We start from the raw sequence: 21,431 nt of genomic DNA on the forward strand, positions 1-21,431 counted from the left end.
AATCATTTAGAATGTAAAAGAAAAAAAAGGAGCAAATATCGAAATGAAACGTATTGCTGTTTTAACCAGTGGAGGAGATGCCCCTGGAATGAATGCTGCTATCCGTGCAGTTGTTCGCCAAGCAATTTCTGAAGGAATGGAAGTATTTGGTATCTATAATGGATACGCTGGTATGGTTGCTGGCGATATCCATCAATTGGATGCTTCATCAGTTGGGGATATTATTTCTCGTGGTGGGACAATGCTTCACTCAGCTCGCTATCCTGAATTTGCTGAACGCGAAGGTCAATTAAAAGGGATTGAGCAGTTGAAGAAACATGGAATCGAAGGTGTCGTCGTTATCGGTGGTGATGGATCATACCACGGAGCGATGCGTTTGACAGAACATGGCTTCCCAGCTGTAGGACTTCCTGGGACAATTGATAATGATATCGTTGGTACAGATTTTACAATCGGATTTGATACAGCTGTTACAACTGTTATGGACGCGATTGATAAGATCCGGGATACATCGTCTAGTCACCATCGTACCTTTGTAATCGAGGTAATGGGACGTCATGCAGGGGATATTGCCCTTTGGTCAGGTATTGCTTCAGGAGCTGATGAGATCATCATTCCAGAAGAAGGCTTCAAAATCGAAGATGTCGTTGAAAGCATCAAGATGGGCTACGAGAAAGGTCGTACACACAACATCATCGTCCTTGCAGAAGGTGTGATGTCTGCTGCTGAATTCGGTAAAGTCTTGAAAGATGCCGGAGATACAAGTGATCTTCGTGTAACAGAACTTGGACATATCCAACGTGGTGGTTCACCAACTGCGCGTGACCGTGTCCTTGCTTCACGTTTGGGTGCACATGCTGTTAAGTTGTTGAAAGCTGGTATCGGTGGTGTAGCTGTTGGTATCCGCAATGAACAAATGGTGGAAAACCCAATTCTTGGTAGTGCAGAAGAAGGTGCTCTCTTCAGCTTGACTGAAGACGGCAAAATCAAGGTGAACAACCCTCACAAGGCTGACTTGAACCTTGCAGAGTTGAACCGTAGCTTATCTTCTATCTAATAGTTATTTGTTAAAATTTGTCTAAATAGACAGTGTATTTTAAAAGGAGTCACAAAAATCATGAACAAACGTGTAAAAATCGTTGCAACCTTAGGTCCTGCGGTAGAAATCCGTGGTGGTAAAAAATTTGGTGATGATGGATATTGGGGTGAAAAACTTGATGTTGAAGCTTCAGCACAAAACATTGCTCAATTGATTGAAGCAGGAGCTAACACTTTCCGTTTCAACTTCTCACACGGTGACCACCAAGAACAAGGTGACCGTATGGCAACCGTTAAACGTGCAGAAGAAATCGCTGGTAAAAAAGTTGGTTTCCTTCTTGATACAAAAGGTCCAGAAATCCGTACAGAGTTGTTCGAAGGCGATGCTAAAGAGTACTCATACAAGACTGGTGAAAAAATCCGTGTTGCAACTAAACAAGGAATCAAATCAACTCGTGAAGTGATTGCTTTGAACGTTGCTGGTGGTCTTGATATCTACGATGATGTTGAAGTTGGTCATCAAGTCTTGGTTGACGATGGTAAATTAGGTCTTCGTATTTTCGCTAAAGACGATGATACTCGTGAATTTGAAGTGGTTGTTGAAAATGACGGTATTATTGCTAAGCAGAAAGGTGTGAATATCCCTAATACGAAGATTCCTTTCCCAGCTCTTGCTGAACGCGATAACGACGATATCCGCTTCGGTTTGGAACAAGGTATCAACTTCATCGCGATCTCATTCGTACGTACTGCGAAAGACGTGAACGAAGTTCGTGCAATCTGTGAAGAAACTGGTAACGGTCACGTTCAATTGTTCGCTAAAATCGAAAACCAACAAGGTATCGATAACTTAGATGAAATCATTGAAGCTGCTGACGGTATCATGATCGCTCGTGGTGACATGGGTATCGAAGTACCATTCGAAATGGTTCCAGTATACCAAAAAATGATCATCACAAAAGTGAACGCTGCTGGTAAAGTTGTTATCACTGCAACAAACATGCTTGAAACAATGACTGAAAAACCACGTGCAACTCGTTCAGAAGTATCAGACGTATTTAACGCTGTTATCGACGGAACTGACGCGACTATGCTTTCAGGTGAGTCTGCAAACGGTAAATACCCACTTGAGTCAGTAACAACAATGGCTACAATTGACAAGAATGCACAAACTCTTCTTAACGAATACGGACGTTTGAACTCAGATACTTTCGAACGTAACTCTAAGACAGAAGTTATGGCATCAGCTGTTAAAGATGCAACAAACTCAATGGATATCAAATTGGTCGTTACTCTTACTAAGACTGGTCACACTGCACGTTTGATTTCTAAATACCGTCCAAATGCTGATATCTTGGCATTGACATTTGATGAATTGACTGAACGTGGATTGATGTTGAACTGGGGAGTTATCCCAATGTTGACAGATGCTCCATCATCAACTGACGATATGTTCGAAATCGCAGAACGTAAAGCAGTAGAAGCAGGTCTTGTACAATCTGGTGACGATATCGTTATCGTTGCAGGTGTGCCACTTGGTGAAGCTGTTCGTACAAACACTATGCGTATCCGTACAGTACGTTAATCTAACTAACCAACCTTGTTCTCTAAGTGTAAAATCTTGGAGACAAGGTTTTTTTCGTCCAAGTTTCTGACGATTTAGGAATGTGGGCCTTTTTTATTGTCTAATAAAATGGTATAATGGAAGGAACTGAAAGGGGGGATAGGAATGTCAAAAAGGGATTTGATTCGGAATATTATCATCATTGGAATATTGGGCTTGGTACTCATTACTTTGCGCCTATTTGTTTTTCAACCATTGTGGGTATCTGATCAAATGGCCAATGCCTCCGTTAAGAAAGATGATTTAGTATTAGCGACTAAGAAGGGAAAAATTGATCGGACAGATTTGGTCCTCTACCATGTAAAAGAGAAACAATATCTTGGACGTGTCATTGCTATAGAGAGCGATGAGGTCAGCTATGTGGATGATGTCTTTTATTTGAATGGTGTAGCTACAGAAGAGCCGTATTTGGATAAAATGAAGACCAAACATTTGGCAGCCCCAAGTGGCGATTATTTTACAAATGATTTTTTCTCTAGAGAACTTAAGGGAACCAAGGCTGGAAAAGTACCAAGTAATAGTTATTTAGTCTTAAATGATGATCGCAATAATACAAAAGATAGTCGTGAATTTGGTTATATTAAAGCTAGTCAGATTGAAGGGGTAGTTGATTTCCGATTGTATCCATTGGATAAATTCGGCTTTATTAAAACAGAAGAATAGTCCAGAAGGACTATTTTTTTCGTACAAAAAAGCTACTGCAGAACGTGTGAGCTGCAGTAGCTTTTTAGCTTCATTCATCCCAGTTAGAGGGCTTTAGTTTTCCTTTTTACTGGTAATTTGATGAAAGACCTTTTGCCAATGTTCATGGCGACGCCAGAGACTGGTATGGATCTGGTTATTTAATTCATAGCGAATCAGCTTAGTCTTTTGACTGATGGATTCGATCTCGAAATTCTTAAAGGGAATCTGATGCTCTTCCTGCAAACGGACCAGGTCCTCCTTGTGGCTTTCCTGGCCAAACTCATCGATGAGGGTGAAGTTGTCTGCTAGGAGGGTTGAATATTCTTGCTGAGCTTGCAAGCGCTCTTCGTAGGTTCTTAGTTTGAGAAGGACATTGTCCAAAATCTCATCTTCTGGGATGGAACTTGGTTCCACATGGACATCAATGTCAAAGACTCCAAATTTTTCCTTGAGAAGGCGCTCGACCTCTTCGGTAATGGCATGGCTCTCATAAACAGAAAGGTCTGGATTCATTTCGATGACGACATCTAGGTAGATATTGCTTCCGTAGGTCCGTCCTCGTTGGGATTTGACCCGGCTGACCTTTGGCAATTCTAGAATAGCAGCCTTGTATTTATCCAGAAGACTTTCATCAAATCCATCTGAGAGGCTGAAGGAGGATTCAATGAAAATATCGTAGGCTGTTTTTAGAATAAAGAAGGTAATAACGATAGCTACTAATTGGTCCACAATCGGATAGTTAAGAGCACTAGCTCCAATCGCAACAGAGGTTCCTAAAGAAGTGACTACGTCAGACAGGTTGTCTTTGGCAGCGGCATTGAGGGCCTTGGATTGGGCTTTCTTGGCTAAAGTGCGGTTATGAAGATAGACCGCAAACATGACAAGGGCTGACCCAACTCCAACAATGGCTCCTAAAGGATCAATAACAGTTGTTTCCCTGCTGAGAATTTTTTGAACCGTATCTCGTAGGACATCAAAGCCCACATAAAACATGATGATGGAAGTCACCAGACTAGCTAGATCTTCAATCTTCCAATGACCAAATCGATGGTCGCGGTCAGCTGGCTGGCGGGCCATGCGAATACCAATGAGAAGGGCGACATTGCTGATAATATCTGAAAGGTTATTAAAACCATCGGCAACCAAACTGGAGGAATGAAGGAGGTGGCCTGTTGCTAATTTGGCAGCGGAAAGGATCAGGTAGGCTACAATACTGATCAGGGCTCCACGTTCGGCTAGTTTTAAATTACTTTGTGATTGATTCACTGATAACTCCTCCAGACTTCTGTAGATTTCCTCACAAGTGGTTGTTGAAGAGGAAAAATTCGTTCTTCTTAAGGCTTTATTATAGCTTTTTTGAGGGCAAAATTCAAATGAATCCAACCATTTCCAAAAGGAAGAAGGACGAAATTATGGTATAATAGAACGATTGAAAGAATGAGGAGAATGAGATGAATCCTTTATTGAATGGTATGAATGATCGCCAGGCAGAGGCGGTCCAAACGACAGAAGGTCCCCTCTTGATCATGGCGGGAGCTGGTTCGGGTAAGACACGTGTCTTGACCCACCGCATCGCTTACTTGATCGATGAAAAAATGGTCAATCCTTGGAATATTTTGGCCATTACCTTTACCAATAAAGCCGCTCGAGAAATGAAGGAGCGGGCTTATCAGTTGAATCTAGCCACCCAAGATTGCTTGATTGCGACCTTCCACTCCATGTGTGTGCGTATTCTTCGTCGAGATGCGGATCACATTGGCTACAATCGCAACTTCACCATTGTCGATCCAGGTGAGCAGCGGACCTTGATGAAGCGGATCTTGAAGTCCTTGAATTTGGATCCTAAGAAATGGAATGAACGGACCATCTTGGGGACCATTTCCAATGCCAAGAACGACCTGATCGACGAAGTGGCTTATGCCACCCAAGCGGGGGATATGTACACCCAGATCGTAGCCAAGTGCTATGAGGCTTACCAAAAGGAACTCCGTCAGTCAGAAGCGGTGGATTTTGATGATTTGATCATGTTGACCTTGCGTCTCTTTGACCAGCATCCAGATGTGCTGACCTATTACCAGCAGAAGTTCCAATACATCCATGTAGATGAGTACCAAGATACCAACCATGCCCAATACCAATTGGTCAAACTCTTGGCTTCTCGCTTTAAAAATATCTGTGTTGTTGGGGATGCTGACCAGTCTATTTATGGCTGGCGGGGTGCAGACATGCAAAATATTCTCGACTTTGAAAAGGATTATCCAGATGCCAAGGTCGTCTTGTTAGAGGAAAATTATCGCTCCACTAAAACTATCCTACAAGCAGCTAACGATGTGATCAAAAACAATCGGAACCGCCGTCCGAAGAATCTTTGGACCCAAAATGCTGACGGTGAAGAGATTGTTTATTACCGGGCCAATGATGAGCAGGATGAAGCAGTCTTTGTTGCCAAAACCATTGAAGAGCTCAGTCGGGAAGCTGGCTATAAGCATCGTGATTTTGCGGTTCTCTACCGGACCAATGCCCAGTCACGTACCATTGAAGAAGCACTGCTCAAGTCCAATATTCCCTATACCATGGTAGGAGGCACCAAGTTCTACAGTCGGAAGGAAATTCGAGATGTTATTGCTTATCTAAACTTGATTGCTAATCTCAGTGACAATATCAGTTTTGAGCGGATCATTAATGAACCCAAGCGGGGAATCGGGCCGGGTACGGTGGATAAGATTCGCGATTTTGCTCAAATGCAAGGGTCCTCACTTCTAGATGCTTCGGCCAATATCATGCTCTCTGGCATTAAAGGAAAAGCAGCCCAGGCTATCTGGGACTTTGCCAATCTCATTCTTGATTTGAGAGAGAGATTGGACCAGCTGACCATTACAGAGTTGGTCGAAGAAGTCCTTGACAAGACAGGTTATATGACGGCCCTAACCAATCAGGGAAATCTGGAAAGTCAGGCCCGCATCGAGAATATTCAAGAGTTCCTATCTGTTACCAAGAATTTTGATGAAAATGGCGATTCTATTGAAGACGAATCAGGTGTGGACAGCTTGAGTCGTTTCTTGAACGACTTAGCCTTGATTGCCGATACAGACGATGGAGCGCAAGAGACCTCAGAAGTGACCTTGATGACCCTTCACGCAGCCAAAGGTTTGGAATTCCCAGTGGTCTTCTTGATTGGGATGGAAGAAAACGTCTTTCCTCTTAGTCGAGCGGCAGAGGATCCGGATGAGTTGGAAGAAGAGCGTCGCTTGGCTTATGTAGGGATCACGCGGGCAGAGAAGGTTCTCTTCTTGACTAATGCCAATTCTCGTTTGCTCTTTGGGCGGACCAGCTACAACCGTCCGACGCGCTTTATCAATGAGATTAGCTCGGATTTATTGACCTACCAGGGCTTGGCCCGTCCAGCAAACACCAGCTTTAAGGCTTCTTATAGCAATGGAGGCGGAACGACCTTTGGAAAAGGCATGAGTCTGTCACAAGCCCTTCAAGAGCGCAAGAGACAAGCAGCTCCAAGTGCGCTCACGTCCTCAAGCCTCCCCTTTGGCAATAGCAACCGTTCTAGTGCCAAAGAAAGCGTCGCTTGGTCCATTGGTGATATTGCCCTTCACAAGAAGTGGGGAGAAGGAACTGTGCTTGAAGTATCTGGTAGTGGTAGTACCCAAGAACTCAAGATCAACTTCCCAGAAGTGGGTCTAAAAAAACTCTTGGCCAGTGTCGCTCCGATTGAGAAAAAATAAACGGAAACCAGTAAGCCTAGTGTATTATTTCAGAACATAAACAAGCAATATCTCCTCAAGGATCTAATTGCTTACTGCATGAAAAAGTTGCAAGAAAAGAAATTTTGGAAATAGTGCGGAATAGATTGAGACTTTTCGCCGTGAGGAAAGCGCCAGAAACACATAAGTTTCTGGTGCTCGGTATATTTGAGACGTGAGGCTCAAATATAAGGTATGGAATCCCAAAGGGAGTCGCTACCGTCCGTCCTCACCTAAGAAAAGTCTCCAATAGAGGAATGAATACTCGGTTAAAACCAGCAGGCCTAGCTTGCTGGTTTTGATTTTACTACTAGCATGATATAATATACTAAGAATAGAGAAAGAGGCATGCTATGAACGAAATCAAGTGCCCCAACTGTGGGGAAGTATTTACAGTCAATGAAAGTCAATACAGCGAGCTCTTGTCCCAAGTGAGGACGGCGGAGTTTGACAAGGAAATTCATGAGCGGATTCGGCAGGAGTTGGCTTTGGCAGAGCAAAAGGCCCTCAATGAGCAACAAGAGAAGTTAGCAAAAAAGGACCAAGAAATTGCCCAGTTACAAAACCAGATTCAACAGTTTGATACTGAAAAAGAATTGGCTAAAAAAGAGGTGGAGCAAACTGCTAGCCAAAGTCTGCTAGAGAAAGAAAAAGAGGTTCAGGCACTGGAGAATCAATTAGCCACCTTGCGCTTGGAGCATGAAAACCAACTACAAAAGACTTTATCTGACTTAGAAAAAGAACGTGACCAGGTCAAAAATCAGCTCCTTTTACAAGAAAAGGAAAACGAACTTTCTCTGACTTCAGTTAAACAAAACTATGAGGCCCAGCTTAAGGCGGCTAATGAGCAGGTTGAGTTCTATAAGAACTTCAAGGCCCAACAATCAACCAAGGCCATCGGAGAAAGTCTGGAGCAGTATGCGGAGAGTGAGTTCAATAAGGTTCGCAGTTTTGCCTTCCCAAATGCCTACTTTGAAAAGGATAATAAGATTTCTGCACGTGGGTCTAAAGGGGACTTTATCTTCCGTGACTTTGATGAAAATGGGCTAGAATTCATTTCCATCATGTTTGAGATGAAAAATGAAGCCGACGGGACAGAGAAGAAGCATAAGAATGCTGATTTTTATAAGGAATTGGACAAGGACCGTCGAGAAAAGAACTGTGAATATGCTGTTTTGGTCAGTATGCTTGAAGCAGATAACGACTATTTCAACACAGGGATTGTCGATGTCAGCCACGAGTATGAGAAGATGTATGTGGTCCGTCCTCAGTTCTTTATCCAGTTGATTGGTCTCTTACGCAATGCTGCCCTCAACTCTCTAAAATACAAGCAGGAACTAGCACTAATCCGTGAGCAAAATATTGACATCACTCATTTTGAGGAAGACTTGGATGCTTTCAAGGTTGCCTTTGCCAAGAACTACAATTCGGCTTCTGTCAACTTCGGCAAGGCCATTGATGAAATCGACAAGGCCATTAAACGCATGGAAGAGGTCAAAAAATTCCTCACCACATCTGAAAATCAACTTCGCCTTGCTAACAACAAATTGGATGATGTTTCCGTTAAAAAATTGACTCGGAAGAATCCGACTATGAAAGCCAAGTTTGATGCCTTGAAGGAAGACTAGGAGGCTCCAATGCAGATACGAAAAGCAACCATGAAGGATGCTGAATCCTTACTGTCTCTATACGAAGACTTGGGCTATCCAACGACTGCTTCTAAGCTGTCTCGTCGTTTAGAAATGATTCTCTCTCAGCCACATTATGGCCTTCTTCTAGCTGAAAGAAACGGAGAAATTTTAGGTTTCTTAGGTTATGCAAAGCTCTTCTTTTTTGAAGCAGATGGATCTTACTATCGTATTTTAGCTTTGTCGGTTGCAAAAGAAACAAGACGACAAGGAATTGCTAGTAGGCTAATCGATGAATTGAAAAAACAAGCGGTAAAAGAAGGAGTTAATGCACTGGCTCTAAATAGTGGATTAACTGCTGAACGAAATGCTGCACATCAGTTTTATCAGGCGGTTGGATTTGAAAAAGTGACTGCCGGCTTTGTTCTGCATTTAAAAAGTTAACATGAATAAACATGATAAAATAGTAAGGGAAACGAAGTAATGTCTTCAACAAAAGGGAAAAACTTATATTTTAACGATAAGAGCATGGACTATGTAACATTTGGAAAAGGAAAGCAGCCCCTAGTGATCATACCAGGCTTAGGGGATGGGTTGCAGACAGTCAAAGGAAAGGCCCAGCTCTTTTCCCTCTCTTATCGTTTACTTGCTAAGAGATATAAAGTTTATGTTTTTTCTCGAATCAACGAGTTGAGGCAGGGTTATACGACACGGGATATGGCAGCAGATGTAGCAGAAGCAATGGAGACACTAAACCTAGATGCTGCCTATGTTATGGGGATTTCACAAGGTGGAATGATTGCCCAATGGTTGGCAGTTGATTTTCCTGAAAATGTTCAAAAGCTCATCCTAGCCGTGACAACAGCTAAACCGAGTCAACTTGCTAGAGAACGAATTGAGCATTGGCAAAAAATTAGTCAATCCGGAAATTTTAGAGACCTCATGCTGGATATCGCCTATCATTCTTATACGCAAAAGAGCTATCGAAGGTGGCGCTTTCTTTCTGACATTATGGGTCGTTTGGGGCGAATCAAAGATGAGAAACGAATTGCTATTCAGTCTCAGTCTTGCCTGGACCACGATAGTCTTGAGGTTTTAAAAGAAATTCAATGCCCGACCTTGGTCCTTGGTGCGCTTGAAGATGATGTGATCGGTGTGAAGGGATCTAAAGAACTGGCAAAAGGGATTTTGGGTTGTCAGCTCCTTATTCTTAAGCATTCTGGTCATGCTCTGTATGAAGAAAATAAGTTATTTCAAGAGATTGTTTGTGGATTTTTACACTAAAAAAACGCTGGAAAATTTTTCCAGCGTTTTATGTTAGTTAAATCGCAAAGAGATCGTTTAGGTTTTCTGCCATAGTTGGGTGGGTAAAGATTTGCTTCGCAATGTAAGTATAAGGGATCTTGTTGTCCATGGCCATGGTGATCAGGTTGATGAGTTCGCCTGCAGCTTCTCCGAAGAGAGTGACCCCAAGAATTTCCTTGGTTTCTGGATTGACTACGGCTTTGAAAGCACCTCGAAGGTCTGCATTGACATGGCCACGTGGCATGGCAGCAACTGGTAATTCTTTGACAGCCACTGGAAGTCCTTTGTCGCGTGCTTCTTGCTCAGTTAAGCCGACTTGCGCCAATGGAGGATCAATGAAGAGTGTTGTCGCATAGTTTCCGCGTGTTTCGAGATTGTAGCTACCATCGCCTGTGAGGTAGTTGAAGACGATGCGGAAGTCATCGAGGGACATATAGGTGAACTGAGGACCGCCATTGACATCCCCAACTGCAAAGACACCAGGGACGCTGGTTTCCAAATGACGGTTGACTTGAATCGCTCCACGATCAGTGACTTGGATGTCTGTGTTCTCAAGACCAAGACCAGCTGTATTTGGCTTACGTCCTGTTGCGTAGAGGAGGATATCGAATTCGAAATCTCCTTTATCGGTTACAAGGGTTAAGCTAGCTTCACTATCTTTGATTTCTTGGGTATGAACGCCTTGCAAGAATTGAATGCCATCTTCTTCAAGGTAGCCTTTTGCAAGAGCTGCAATGCTTGGCTCAATCCGTGGCAAGAATGCTTCAGAAGCATCCAGTACTGTTACTTGGCTACCCAAGGTATTGTAGAGATGGGCAAATTCCAATCCGATTGGTCCACCGCCAAGAACACCCAGGCGTTTTGGCAGATTTTCCAAACGTTGAATACCGGTTGAATCCACAGCGAATTTGCTTTCAGCTAGTCCCGGGATTGGAAGGATAGTTGGCACTGCACCAGTATTGATAATAATGGTTTCTGCTGTCAATTCTTCCTTTTCCTCACCGGCTTGAATTTCGATGACCTTGTTGGAAACGAAACGAGCTGTTGCATCGATAATGTCTACACCAGTTCCAGCAATAGTTGCGTAGTTCTTGCCGTTGAGACGAGTGGTGACCGCATTCTTTTCGCTCATGGCTTGTTCAAAATCCAAGCCTTTTTCCGCTGCGACAATCAAGGTCTTGGTTGGGATACAAGCGATATTGATACAAGTACCACCATACATAGACTTGCTCTTTTCAATTAGAGCGACTTTTTTCCCTTGGCTTGATAATTTCGCTGCGAGTGTTTTACCAGCTTTACCAAATCCAATAACAATAACATCATACGTTAACATATGTTACACCTTCTTTCGTTTTCTATTGTATCAAACCCATTTTAAAAAGTCTGAAATCTGCTACGGGATTTTTAGGAGCTCATGGGAATGGGGAATCAGGGACAAGGAGATCCTTTTCATGGTATAATAAAGGGTCGGTGACCGTCATGGTCACACATGAGTTAGAAAGAGTAATTCAAATGGACGGAATTATTAATGTAAAAAAAGAAGCGGGAATGACTTCACATGATGTGGTCTTTAAACTGCGAAAAATCTTAGGAACCAAGAAAATTGGCCATGGGGGAACTCTGGATCCGGATGTGGTGGGGGTTCTTCCGATTGCCGTAGGAAAGGCGACCCGAATGGTTGAATTTATGCAGGATGAAGGCAAAATCTATGAGGGAGAAATCACTTTGGGGTTTTCTACCACGACGGAGGATGCCAGCGGAGAAGTTGTCGATCGGACCCCTGTGCAAGACCCCTTGGATGCAGAAGAGGTAGACCGCATGATTGCCCAGATGGTAGGAGAAATCGAACAGGTACCACCCATGTATTCAGCGGTCAAGGTCAATGGGCGTAAGCTCTATGAGTATGCGCGTGCAGGAGAAGAAGTGGAACGTCCAGTTCGGCAGGTGAACATTTATGAATTCACGCGCACAAGCGAAATTCGTTATGAAGAAGGACTAGCCCGCTTTCGCTTCCGGGTTAAATGCAGCAAGGGGACCTATATCCGAACCTTGTCTGTGGATTTAGGGCAGAAACTGGGCTATGCGGCCCACATGTCCCATCTGACACGCACCAGTGCTGCTGGCTTGTCCTTAGAAAATGCCCTAACCTTGGAAGAACTTGCTGAAAAAGTTGCTCAAGGAGATTTGAGCTTCCTTCATCCACTTGAAATTGGAACCGGAGATTTGGAAAAAGTGGAGCTGACAGTCGAAGAGGTCGGCGAAGTCCAAGTGGGACGCTTTATTCCGGTTGAGAGTGACTCCAAAGAATTGGCTGCTTTTTACCAAGGAAAATTAGTGGCCATTTTAGAAAAAAGAGAAGAACTTTACAAACCTCGCAAGGTTTTTCTGACAGAAAGTGTGTTACAATAAATTCATGAACATTTGTTATGTAACTAGTGAAAAAGAAATAAAAGCTCAAGCAGATACAGTTCTTGTCTTGGGCTATTTTGACGGTCTTCACAGAGGGCATCAGGAGCTATTTCGGACAGCTCGCGCCATTGCGGATGAGCAAGGACTTCGAGTAGCTGTCTTGACCTTTCCAGAATCTCCAAAATTGGCCTTTGCCCGTTACCAACCAGAATTACTCCTCCACCTTCAAAATCCAGAGGAACGCTTTAAACGAATGGAAGAACTTGGAGTAGATGATCTTTATCTCATTGATTTTACCAGTGATTTTGCGGCTCATACTGCTGAAGAATTCGTTGCTACCTACCTAACATCACTTCGAGCGCGTGTCTTAGTGGCAGGATTTGATTATAGCTTTGGTAGTGACAAGAAAGTAGCTAGTGATTTGGAGACCTATTTTAAAGGCCAAGTCATAGTGGTTCCCCCTGTCCTAGACCAGGGAGAAAAAATCAGCTCGACCCGTATTCGGCAGGCTATTTCATCAGGCCAGGTCAAAGAAGCAGCCAATCTTTTAGGCTATCCCCTATCCAGTCGTGGTATTGTCGTTCATGGGGATGCAAGAGGTCGAACCATTGGTTTTCCAACAGCCAATCTTGCACCTATCGATCGGACACATCTTCCTCAAGATGGTGTTTATGTCGTCGAAGTAGAAGTGCTAGGGAAGCGTCATCGTGGGATGGCCTCTGTAGGTAAAAACTCGACCTTTGATGGGACGGAACTTCGCTTTGAAGCCAATATCTTTGATTTTTCAAAAGATATTTATGGACATACGATTCGGATTTTTTGGTTAGACAAGATTCGAGAAATGGTCAAATTTGACAGTGTAGAAGCGCTTGTGGAGCAACTGCGTCAGGATGAGATCATAGCTCGTCAATGGACCAGATAACTTTTGTTAGAAATTCTCCCTTAAGGGGAGAATTTTCTTTGTCTAAATTCAAAAATCACTATGCAAGCACCGAATAATTTTGTATAATAGAGTTAGCTAAGTGTGTCCAAAAAAAGAAGAGAAGAACATGATTACATTATTTTTGTCTCCGAGTTGTACATCCTGTCGGAAGGCCCGGGCTTGGTTAGAAAAACATGAGGTTCCTTTTAAGGAACACAATATTATGACGAGTCCTCTAACAACTGAGGAGTTGCGTAATATTTTAGCTCTAACTGAGAACGGTACAGACGATATTATTTCAACTCGTTCTAAAATTTTTCAGAAGTTAAATGTTGATGTAGAGGATTTATCGATTTCTGCTTTGATTAAGCTCATTGAGGAAAATCCTAGTCTTTTGCGTCGCCCAATTATTCTAGACAAGAAACGGATGCAAATTGGTTTCAATGAGGACGAAATCCGCGCATTTCTTCCTCGAGGATATCGTAAGGAAGAGTTAAGATCTGCTACATTAAGAGCGGAGATCCATTAATATGAATAAGAATTATAGTTACCCACTCGATTTATCGTGGAGCACTGAAGAGCTTGCTTCGGTGCTTTCTTTTTTTAATCAGGTTGAACAAGCCTATGAACAAAAGGCAGATGCCCGCATCTACCTAGAAGCCTATAAGGCCTTTAAGAAAGTTGTCCCAAGTATTGGCGAAGAAAAGCGTCTGGGCAAGGAATTTGAAGAGGTCAGTGGCTACTCACTTTACCGCGCAACCAAAGTTGCGAAAGAAAAAGGGGAAGGATGGTTTTCGATTGATCAATAAATTAGAATTTGCTAAGACCATTGTCAAAGAAGCAGGAAGCTATCTAAGAGAACACTTACATGACCAGCTAGCGATTACTGTCAAAACAAATCCGACGGATTTGGTGACTCAGATGGATCAGAAAGTGCAAGCAACCTTAGTCCATAAGATATTAGAAGCTTATCCAGAAGACCAAATTTTCGCTGAAGAAGATGAGCTTCGTGCGCCTATTCACTCCGGCAAGGTCTGGGTGATTGATCCCATTGATGGGACCAATAATTTTGTGACCCAAAAAGAAGATTTTGCTGTAATGGTTGCCTATTTTGAAGAAGGGATTGGCCAGTTTGGCTTGATCTATGATGTCATGCGCGACCATCTCTTTTTTGGTGGAAAGGATTTTGGAGTCTTTTGCAATGACAAAGAACTGAAACCATTTCAAAATCGGCCTCTTGGGGACTTATTAGTGGCTTCCAATGTTGGCATGCTCAAATCCAACGCTTGGGGCATGGCGGATCTGGGAGCAGAGTGCTTGGGGATTCGAGTCTATGGGAGCGCTGGTATCAGCTTTACCAAGATTCTATCTGGTGGTATTTTAGGCTACTTTAGCTATATCTGGCCTTGGGATTATGCTGCTGCTGCCATTATGGGCGAGTGTCTAGGTTACTCGGTCCTGACCTTGGAAGGGAAAGAACCCAACTATGAGACCTTGGAGCCCATTATGATGGTGCCGACTTGTAAACTAGATGAAATTCAACCTTTTTTGACGAAAGGAAAAAACGCATGACCTTTCCTCAAGGATTTAAAGAAAAGTATACCCAATTACTTGAAGAAGAGGCTGAAGCCTTCTTTCAAACTTTTGATGAACCAGCCGTTTCTGCCTATCGAACCAATCCATTAAAGGCAGTGCAAATCAGAGGCGATGAGCCCATTCCAGGCATGCCTTGGAGTTACTATGGTAAGGTATCGGGGAAATCCATTGCCCATGTCACGGGTTTGGTCTACTCGCAAGAACCCGCTGCCCAAATGGTGGCTCAAGTAGCGCATCCCAGTCCGGGTATGAAGGTCTTGGATCTTGCGGCAGCCCCTGGTGGAAAGACGACTCACTTGCTCTCTTATTTAGGCAATCAAGGCCTCCTTATTTCTAATGAAATTCACAAGGGACGCTCCAAGATTCTGGTCGAGAATGTTGAACGCTTTGGTGCTCGTAACGTCGTGGTGACCAATGAATCAGCCGAACGTTTGGCAAAGGTTTTCCCAGACTTTTTCGATCTGATTGTTTTGGATGCACCATGCTCTGGTGAAGGAATGTTCCGGAAGCAGCCAGATGCCATGGACTACTGGAATCCAGATTATCCAGCTCAATGCGCAAGTCTTCAAAGAGAAATCTTAACAGATGCTATCAAGATGCTGGCACCAGGGGGGCAGCTAGTTTATTCGACTTGTACCTGGGCTCCGGAAGAGAACGAAGAGATTGTCTCTTGGCTTTTAGAAGAATATGAGCTAGAATTGCTACCGATTGAAAAAATTAATGGTATGGTAGAAGGGATCGGACATCCTGAAACGGCCCGTATGTATCCTCATCATTTCAAGGGTGAAGGGCAATTTGTTGCTAAATTCCTTTATCACGGAGAGCCTGAAGTTAAGAAGTTCAAGGAAGGACGTTCCAATCTAACGGCTGAGCAGAAGAAGTTGTGGCAAGCTTTTGCCAAGGACCGCTTAGCCATCGACTTGGAGGGTCTCTACCAATGTTTTGGAGATCAGCTTTATTTCTTACCATCTGGACTTCCTGATTTGAAAAAGGTCAAGATTGCTCGCAATGGCTTGCACCTTGGCACCTTTAAGAAAAATCGCTTTGAACCTAGCTTTGCTCTGGGCCTAGCTCTGAAACCAGATCAAGTGAAAAAATCAGTCAGCTTGTCGGATCCAGACTTTAGTAAGTACGTGGCTGGAGAGACCATTCAGTTGGAGCAAGATTACGCAAATGGATGGTATCAGGTCCTGGCTGGAGGCAATGGTTTGGGCTTTGCAAAAGTAACGGGACGAACGTTAAAAAATTTCTTTCCAAAAGGCTTGAGATTTAGATAAATTATTAGGAAATGCGGTCTTTCTATGTTATAGTGGAAATAGAGTGATTCTTGCTAGAATACTAGAAGATGACCAAGTGTTTAGAGATAACATTTAAACGATATTTGATTTTGATTCAAGGAGACTTACATTGAATAAATGCAAAAAGCTAGTCCTTGGGCTAGCAACAGTAGCACTTGCAGCTTCTCTATCTGCCTGTGCATCTTGGATTGACCGTGGAGAAGCGATTACAGCTGTTGGATCGACAGCCCTACAACCGCTCGTTGAAGGGGTGGTAGATCGTTATGTGGAAGAACATCCCGGTAAGATTGTTAATGTCCAAGGAGGCGGATCTGGTACAGGTCTTTCTCAGGTCCAATCGGGAGCTGTGGATATTGGAAATAGTGACCTCTTTGCGGAGGAAAAAGATGGAATCGATGCTTCTAGCTTGGTAGACCATCAAGTGGCAGTAGCAGGAACAGCCATCATTGCCAATAAGACTATTTCCGTAGACGATTTGACAACTGAACAATTGCGTAAGATTTTTACTGGTGAATATACCAACTGGAAGCAATTGGGGGGTGAGGATCTCGAAATTACCATTGTGAACCGGGCAGTAGGATCCGGTAGCCGTGCCGTATTCGATGACATCATCATGAATGGGAAAGATCCTAAACAGGCTCAGGAACAGGATTCCAATGGAATGGTGAAGAACATTGTTTCCCAGACTCCAGGTGCCATTTCTTATTTGGCTTTTACCTACGTGGATGATAGTGTCAAAACTATGAAGTTAAATGGCTATGAACCAACTAAGGAAAACGTGGTGAATAATAACTGGCCAATTTGGTCCTACGAACACATGTATACCAAGGGAGAGCCAAGTAAATTGGCCAAGAAATTCTTGGATTATATGATGACAGATGAGGTCCAGCAGGAAATCGTTGGTAAGATGGGCTATATCCCAATCAATGATATGAAAGTCAGCCGTGATCTTGACGGTAACATTACGAAGAAATAAGAAGAATTAGGTAAAAAATGAACGAAGTAGCAAAAAAAATGCTCGCAAAGTCCAATAATTCTCGTTTGGAAAAATTTGGTAAAACCATTACCTTCTGTTGTATGAGTTTAATTGTCTTTGTTGTAGCTTTGATTTTGATTTTTGTAGCCCAAAAGGGATTATCGACCTTCTTTGTCAACAAGGTCAATGTCTTTAGTTTCCTTTTCGGATCCACTTGGAATCCGTCAGGGAAAGAATTTGGGGCTTTGCCAATGATCTTGGGTTCCTTCATTGTAACCCTTTTGTCTGCTTTGGTGGCGACACCTTTTGCCATTGGTGCAGCAGTCTTTATGACAGAAGTATCTCCTAAGGGATCTCGTCTCTTACAACCAGCCATTGAATTGTTGGTAGGGATTCCTTCCGTTGTATATGGATTTATTGGTTTGCAAGTAGTGGTTCCATTTGTTCGTTCCATCTTTGGTGGGACAGGATTTGGGATTTTGTCAGGGGTCTTTGTCCTCTTTGTCATGATTCTTCCAACAGTGACCTTTATGACAACAGACAGCTTACGGGCAGTTCCTCGTCACTATCGGGAAGCGAGTATGGCTATGGGAGCGACTCGCTGGCAAACCATCTGGCATGTTACCTTAAAGGCCGCTCGCTCCGGTATTTTTACGGCGGTTGTCTTTGGGATGGCGCGTGCCTTCGGGGAAGCCTTGGCTATTCAGATGGTAGTCGGAAACTCAGCAGTTGTTCCAACATCTTTAACAACTCCAGCTTCCACCTTGACCTCCATTTTGACCATGGGTATCGGAAATACGGTTATGGGAACAGTTAACAACAACGTTCTCTGGTCACTTGCCTTGGTGCTCTTGCTGATGAGTTTGGCATTCAACAGCGTTATCAAATTGATCACGAAAGAAAGAGGTAAGAAGAACTATGCACGCTAAAAAAATAGATAAGATAGCGACAGGGGTTCTTTATGCTATTGCTGGAATTATTGTCACTATTCTTGCTTCTTTGATTCTCTATATCTTACTTAGAGGGTTGCCGCATGTGTCTTGGACTTTCTTGACCAGCAAATCCTCTTCTTACCAAGCAGGTGGAGGGATTGGGATTCAGCTTTATAATTCCTTCTTCCTCTTAGTCATTACCTTGATTATTTCCTTCCCACTTTCTTTGGGGGCAGGGATCTACTTGTCAGAGTATGCCAAGAAGGGCCCATTGACCAATTTGGTCCGGACCTGTATTGAAATCTTGTCTTCCCTTCCATCAGTTGTAGTCGGTCTCTTTGGCTATTTGGTCTTTGTAGTGCAGTTCCAATATGGCTTCTCGATTATTTCTGGTGCCTTGGCCTTGACAGTCTTTAACTTGCCACAGATGACACGAAACATTGAAGATAGTTTGCAAAACGTCCACCATACACAAAGAGAAGCTGGGCTTGCTCTTGGAATCTCTCGTTGGGAAACCGTGATTCACGTAGTGGTACCAGAAGCCTTGCCAAGTATTATTACGGGTGTCGTACTGGCTTCTGGACGGATTTTCGGGGAAGCAGCGGCCTTGATTTATACAGCTGGCCAGTCAGCTCCAGCTTTGGATTGGAGTAACTGGAACCTCTTCAGTGTGACCAGTCCAATCTCCATTTTCCGTCAAGCAGAAACACTAGCAGTCCACATTTGGAAGGTCAATAGTGAAGGGACCATTCCAGATGCTATTGAAGTATCCGCTGGTTCTGCAGCAGTTTTGTTGATCTTCATTTTGATATTCAACTTTGGAGCACGTAAGCTCGGTACTTACCTCCATAAGAAATTAACCTCAGCATAAAAGGAGAAGAAATGTCAAAATACAATTGGGATGAGAGACACATCATTACTTTTCCTGAAGAAAAGGTGGTCCTATCTACCAAAGATTTGCATGTCTATTATGGAAATAACGAGTCCATCAAAGGCGTCGACATGCAGTTTGAAAAGAATAAGATTACAGCCTTGATTGGTCCTTCTGGATCAGGGAAGTCCACCTATCTTAGAAGTTTGAACCGGATGAACGATACCATTGATATTGCGCGTGTGACTGGTGAGATCTGGTACGAAGGGATTGATGTCAACCGACCAGATATCAATGTCTATGAAATGAGAAAGCATATCGGGATGGTCTTCCAACGACCAAATCCATTTGCGAAGTCTATCTACCGCAATATTACCTTCCCTCACGAACGGGCAGGAGTCAAAGACAAGAAGGTCTTGGATGAAATCGTAGAAAAATCCTTGAAGCAAGCAGCACTCTGGGATCAGGTCAAGGATGACTTGCACAAGTCTGCTTTGACGCTCTCAGGAGGTCAACAGCAACGCCTTTGTATTGCCCGTGCCATCTCCGTTAAACCAGAGATTTTGCTCATGGATGAGCCAGCCTCAGCCTTAGACCCGATCGCAACAGCGCAATTAGAAGAAACCATGCTGGAGTTGAAGAAGGATTACACGATTGTCATCGTGACACACAGTATGCAACAAGCAGCGCGTGCTAGTGATTATACCGGTTTCTTCTACCTTGGAAACCTCATCGAGTACGATAAGACTTCGAATATTTTCCAAAATGCGAAATTGCAATCGACCAACGATTATGTATCGGGTCACTTTGGATAAAGGAATATGACAACAAAAAGGAAAATAGAATGACAGAACCAATTTTGCAAGTCAAGGACTTGTCGGTTTATTACAATAAAAAGAAGGCTTTAAATAGTGTTTCTTTGGATTTTGCTCCAAAGGAGATTACAGCCTTGATTGGTCCTTCAGGATCAGGGAAATCTACCCTTTTAAAAGCCATTAACCGCATGGGGGACCTGAACCATGAGGTCACAACTACAGGAACCATCCTCTATAATGGACATAATATCTACGGACCACGGACCGATACGGTCGAATTGCGCAAGGAAATCGGAATGGTCTTCCAACAGCCCAATCCCTTTCCAATGTCCATTTATGATAATGTGACCTATGGCTTGATGATTAATGGTGTCAAGGACAAGGCTGTTTTGGATGAAGCGGTTGAAACCTCACTGAAACGTGCTTCCATCTGGGATGAGGTCAAGGATCGCCTGCATGATTCTGCTATCGGACTTTCCGGTGGTCAGCAGCAGCGGGTTTGTGTAGCGCGGGTCCTTGCGACCAGTCCAAAGATTATTCTTTTGGATGAACCAACTTCAGCGCTGGACCCGATTTCAGCTGGTAAGATTGAAGAAACCCTGTATGGACTAAAAGACCGTTACACCATGCTCTTGGTGACTCGATCCATGCAGCAAGCGAGTCGGATTTCCGATAAAACAGCCTTTTTCTTAGATGGCGATTTGATTGAGTACAATGATACCAATGAAATGTTCTTGAACCCAGCTAAGAAAGAAACAGAAGACTATGTCTCTGGTAAATTTGGATAGGAAGAAAATAAAATGTTACGAGTTCAATTTGAAGAAGATTTAGAAAAATTGCATAACCAATTTTATGCAATGGGAAATGAAGTGTTGACCCAAATCAATCGTACGGTTCGTGCTTTCGTCACACATGACCGTGAATTGGCCCGCCAGGTTATCGAAGATGATGCGGATATCAATGAATACGAAGTGAAATTGGAGCGCAAATCTTTTGAGATTATCGCCCTTCAACAGCCAGTTTCGCAAGACCTTCGCGTGGTCATGACGGTCTTAAAAGCAGTCTCTGACTTAGAGCGGATGGGTGACCATGCGGTTTCAATCGCGAAAGCAACTATTCGAATGAAGGGGGAAGTCCGCATCCAATCTGTTGAAGAGGAGATCAGCAAGATGGGTCGTGAGGTCAAAGACTTTGTCGAATCCACACTGGATGTTTACCTCAAAGGTGATGTAGATTTGGCCTATGAAGTAGCTAGCCGAGACGAAGTGATCAACCATTACTTCGATAGCATTCAAGAATTAGCAACAGAAGAAATTCGGAAGAATCCTGAGTCCATTGTAACCGGACGTGATTACTTCCAAGTGATCAACTACTTGGAGCGTATTGGTGATTATGCTAAAAACATCTGTGAGTGGGTTGTCTACTTCGAAACAGGAAAAATTGTGGAATTATAAGAAAATAAAGTCTGAGGTCATCATCTCAGACTTTATTCTTTTATAGATCTGGTTTTGCCTCCTCTTACCTTACAGACCATAGGATTTATGTTAGAATAGAAGATGAGAATAAATGAAGAAGGAG

General features: G+C 43.3%; 21 protein-coding genes. 19 read left to right on the forward strand and 2 right to left on the reverse strand.

Annotation, left to right across the window (positions count from 1 at the left end):
• Positions 1 to 43: 43 nt before the first annotated feature.
• The 3 genes from pfkA (at position 44) to lepB (ending at position 3,325) form a co-directional block, all read left to right on the forward strand.
• Positions 44 to 1,057, forward strand: coding sequence for a 6-phosphofructokinase (pfkA, locus tag I2D56_RS06040; protein WP_195348190.1), 1,014 nt, complete (start codon positions 44 to 46; stop codon positions 1,055 to 1,057).
• Between the two features lie 60 nt (positions 1,058 to 1,117).
• Positions 1,118 to 2,623 (forward strand): pyruvate kinase, encoded by a 1,506-nt coding sequence (pyk, locus tag I2D56_RS06045; RefSeq protein WP_023022804.1) that lies wholly within the window; start codon positions 1,118 to 1,120, stop codon positions 2,621 to 2,623.
• A gap of 144 nt (positions 2,624 to 2,767) precedes the next feature.
• On the forward strand, positions 2,768 to 3,325 hold the full coding sequence (gene lepB / locus I2D56_RS06050) for a signal peptidase I (RefSeq protein WP_023022806.1): 558 nt from the start codon (positions 2,768 to 2,770) through the stop codon (positions 3,323 to 3,325).
• A gap of 93 nt (positions 3,326 to 3,418) precedes the next feature.
• On the opposite strand, the gene I2D56_RS06055 is transcribed toward lepB, so the two are convergent.
• Entirely contained in the window at positions 3,419 to 4,612 is a 1,194-nt protein-coding gene (locus I2D56_RS06055) for a cation diffusion facilitator family transporter (RefSeq protein WP_195348191.1), read from the reverse strand.
• Between the two features lie 185 nt (positions 4,613 to 4,797).
• Between I2D56_RS06055 and pcrA the strand changes: the two genes are divergently transcribed.
• The 4 genes from pcrA (at position 4,798) to I2D56_RS06075 (ending at position 10,013) form a co-directional block, all read left to right on the forward strand.
• Positions 4,798 to 7,083, forward strand: coding sequence for a DNA helicase PcrA (gene pcrA, locus I2D56_RS06060; RefSeq protein ID WP_195348192.1), 2,286 nt, complete (start codon positions 4,798 to 4,800; stop codon positions 7,081 to 7,083).
• 371 nt (positions 7,084 to 7,454) lie between these two features.
• Positions 7,455 to 8,729, forward strand: a complete 1,275-nt coding sequence (locus tag I2D56_RS06065) for a DUF2130 domain-containing protein (protein WP_023022812.1) — start codon at positions 7,455 to 7,457, stop codon at positions 8,727 to 8,729.
• A 9-nt stretch (positions 8,730 to 8,738) separates the two neighbouring features.
• Positions 8,739 to 9,173 (forward strand): GNAT family N-acetyltransferase, encoded by a 435-nt coding sequence (locus tag I2D56_RS06070; protein ID WP_023022814.1) that lies wholly within the window; start codon positions 8,739 to 8,741, stop codon positions 9,171 to 9,173.
• 39 nt (positions 9,174 to 9,212) lie between these two features.
• Positions 9,213 to 10,013: an alpha/beta fold hydrolase gene (locus I2D56_RS06075; RefSeq protein ID WP_023022817.1), complete on the forward strand. Its 801-nt coding sequence runs from the start codon at positions 9,213 to 9,215 to the stop codon at positions 10,011 to 10,013.
• 37 nt (positions 10,014 to 10,050) lie between these two features.
• Here the strand turns inward: I2D56_RS06075 and I2D56_RS06080 are convergent, their stop codons facing one another.
• Positions 10,051 to 11,367: an FAD-containing oxidoreductase gene (locus I2D56_RS06080; protein WP_023022819.1), complete on the reverse strand. Its 1,317-nt coding sequence runs from the start codon at positions 11,365 to 11,367 to the stop codon at positions 10,051 to 10,053.
• Positions 11,368 to 11,546: 179 nt separating this feature from the next.
• Here I2D56_RS06080 and truB point away from each other — a divergent pair, with 179 nt between their 5' ends.
• From truB to phoU, 12 genes are all read left to right on the forward strand, one after another.
• The gene (truB, locus tag I2D56_RS06085; protein ID WP_023022821.1) at positions 11,547 to 12,443 is read left to right on the forward strand and encodes a tRNA pseudouridine(55) synthase TruB; all 897 of its coding nucleotides are present in this window, start codon (positions 11,547 to 11,549) and stop codon (positions 12,441 to 12,443) included.
• 4 nt (positions 12,444 to 12,447) lie between these two features.
• Positions 12,448 to 13,365 (forward strand): bifunctional riboflavin kinase/FAD synthetase, encoded by a 918-nt coding sequence (locus tag I2D56_RS06090; protein WP_023022823.1) that lies wholly within the window; start codon positions 12,448 to 12,450, stop codon positions 13,363 to 13,365.
• Positions 13,366 to 13,492: 127 nt separating this feature from the next.
• Complete coding sequence (locus tag I2D56_RS06095; protein WP_040803090.1) at positions 13,493 to 13,894, forward strand: Spx/MgsR family RNA polymerase-binding regulatory protein; 402 nt, start codon at positions 13,493 to 13,495, stop codon at positions 13,892 to 13,894.
• 1 nt (position 13,895) lies between these two features.
• Positions 13,896 to 14,174: a UPF0223 family protein gene (locus I2D56_RS06100; protein ID WP_023026658.1), complete on the forward strand. Its 279-nt coding sequence runs from the start codon at positions 13,896 to 13,898 to the stop codon at positions 14,172 to 14,174.
• Positions 14,164 to 14,937 carry an inositol monophosphatase family protein gene (locus I2D56_RS06105; protein ID WP_023022828.1) on the forward strand — a complete coding sequence of 258 codons (774 nt, stop codon included), beginning with the start codon at positions 14,164 to 14,166 and terminating at the stop codon, positions 14,935 to 14,937. Before I2D56_RS06100 ends, I2D56_RS06105 begins: the two co-directional genes overlap by 11 nt.
• Positions 14,934 to 16,238: an RsmF rRNA methyltransferase first C-terminal domain-containing protein gene (locus I2D56_RS06110; protein ID WP_195348193.1), complete on the forward strand. Its 1,305-nt coding sequence runs from the start codon at positions 14,934 to 14,936 to the stop codon at positions 16,236 to 16,238. The genes I2D56_RS06105 and I2D56_RS06110 overlap by 4 nt, the downstream gene beginning before the upstream one ends.
• 130 nt (positions 16,239 to 16,368) lie before the next feature.
• Entirely contained in the window at positions 16,369 to 17,235 is an 867-nt protein-coding gene (locus I2D56_RS06115; protein WP_023022832.1) for a phosphate ABC transporter substrate-binding protein PstS family protein, read from the forward strand.
• A gap of 17 nt (positions 17,236 to 17,252) precedes the next feature.
• Positions 17,253 to 18,164, forward strand: a complete 912-nt coding sequence (gene pstC / locus I2D56_RS06120; RefSeq protein ID WP_023022834.1) for a phosphate ABC transporter permease subunit PstC — start codon at positions 17,253 to 17,255, stop codon at positions 18,162 to 18,164.
• Positions 18,154 to 19,038, forward strand: a complete 885-nt coding sequence (pstA, locus tag I2D56_RS06125) for a phosphate ABC transporter permease PstA (RefSeq protein ID WP_023022836.1) — start codon at positions 18,154 to 18,156, stop codon at positions 19,036 to 19,038. Before pstC ends, pstA begins: the two co-directional genes overlap by 11 nt.
• An 11-nt stretch (positions 19,039 to 19,049) precedes the next feature.
• On the forward strand, positions 19,050 to 19,853 hold the full coding sequence (pstB, locus tag I2D56_RS06130) for a phosphate ABC transporter ATP-binding protein PstB (RefSeq protein WP_023026660.1): 804 nt from the start codon (positions 19,050 to 19,052) through the stop codon (positions 19,851 to 19,853).
• Positions 19,854 to 19,882: 29 nt separating this feature from the next.
• Positions 19,883 to 20,641: a phosphate ABC transporter ATP-binding protein PstB gene (gene pstB / locus I2D56_RS06135; RefSeq protein ID WP_003003393.1), complete on the forward strand. Its 759-nt coding sequence runs from the start codon at positions 19,883 to 19,885 to the stop codon at positions 20,639 to 20,641.
• 12 nt (positions 20,642 to 20,653) lie between these two features.
• Complete coding sequence (gene phoU, locus I2D56_RS06140; protein ID WP_123159314.1) at positions 20,654 to 21,307, forward strand: phosphate signaling complex protein PhoU; 654 nt, start codon at positions 20,654 to 20,656, stop codon at positions 21,305 to 21,307.
• Positions 21,308 to 21,431: the final 124 nt, after the last annotated feature.

It is taken from the genome of Streptococcus australis (genome assembly GCF_015553625.1).
GTDB classification, from domain to species: Bacteria; Bacillota; Bacilli; order Lactobacillales; family Streptococcaceae; genus Streptococcus; species Streptococcus australis_B.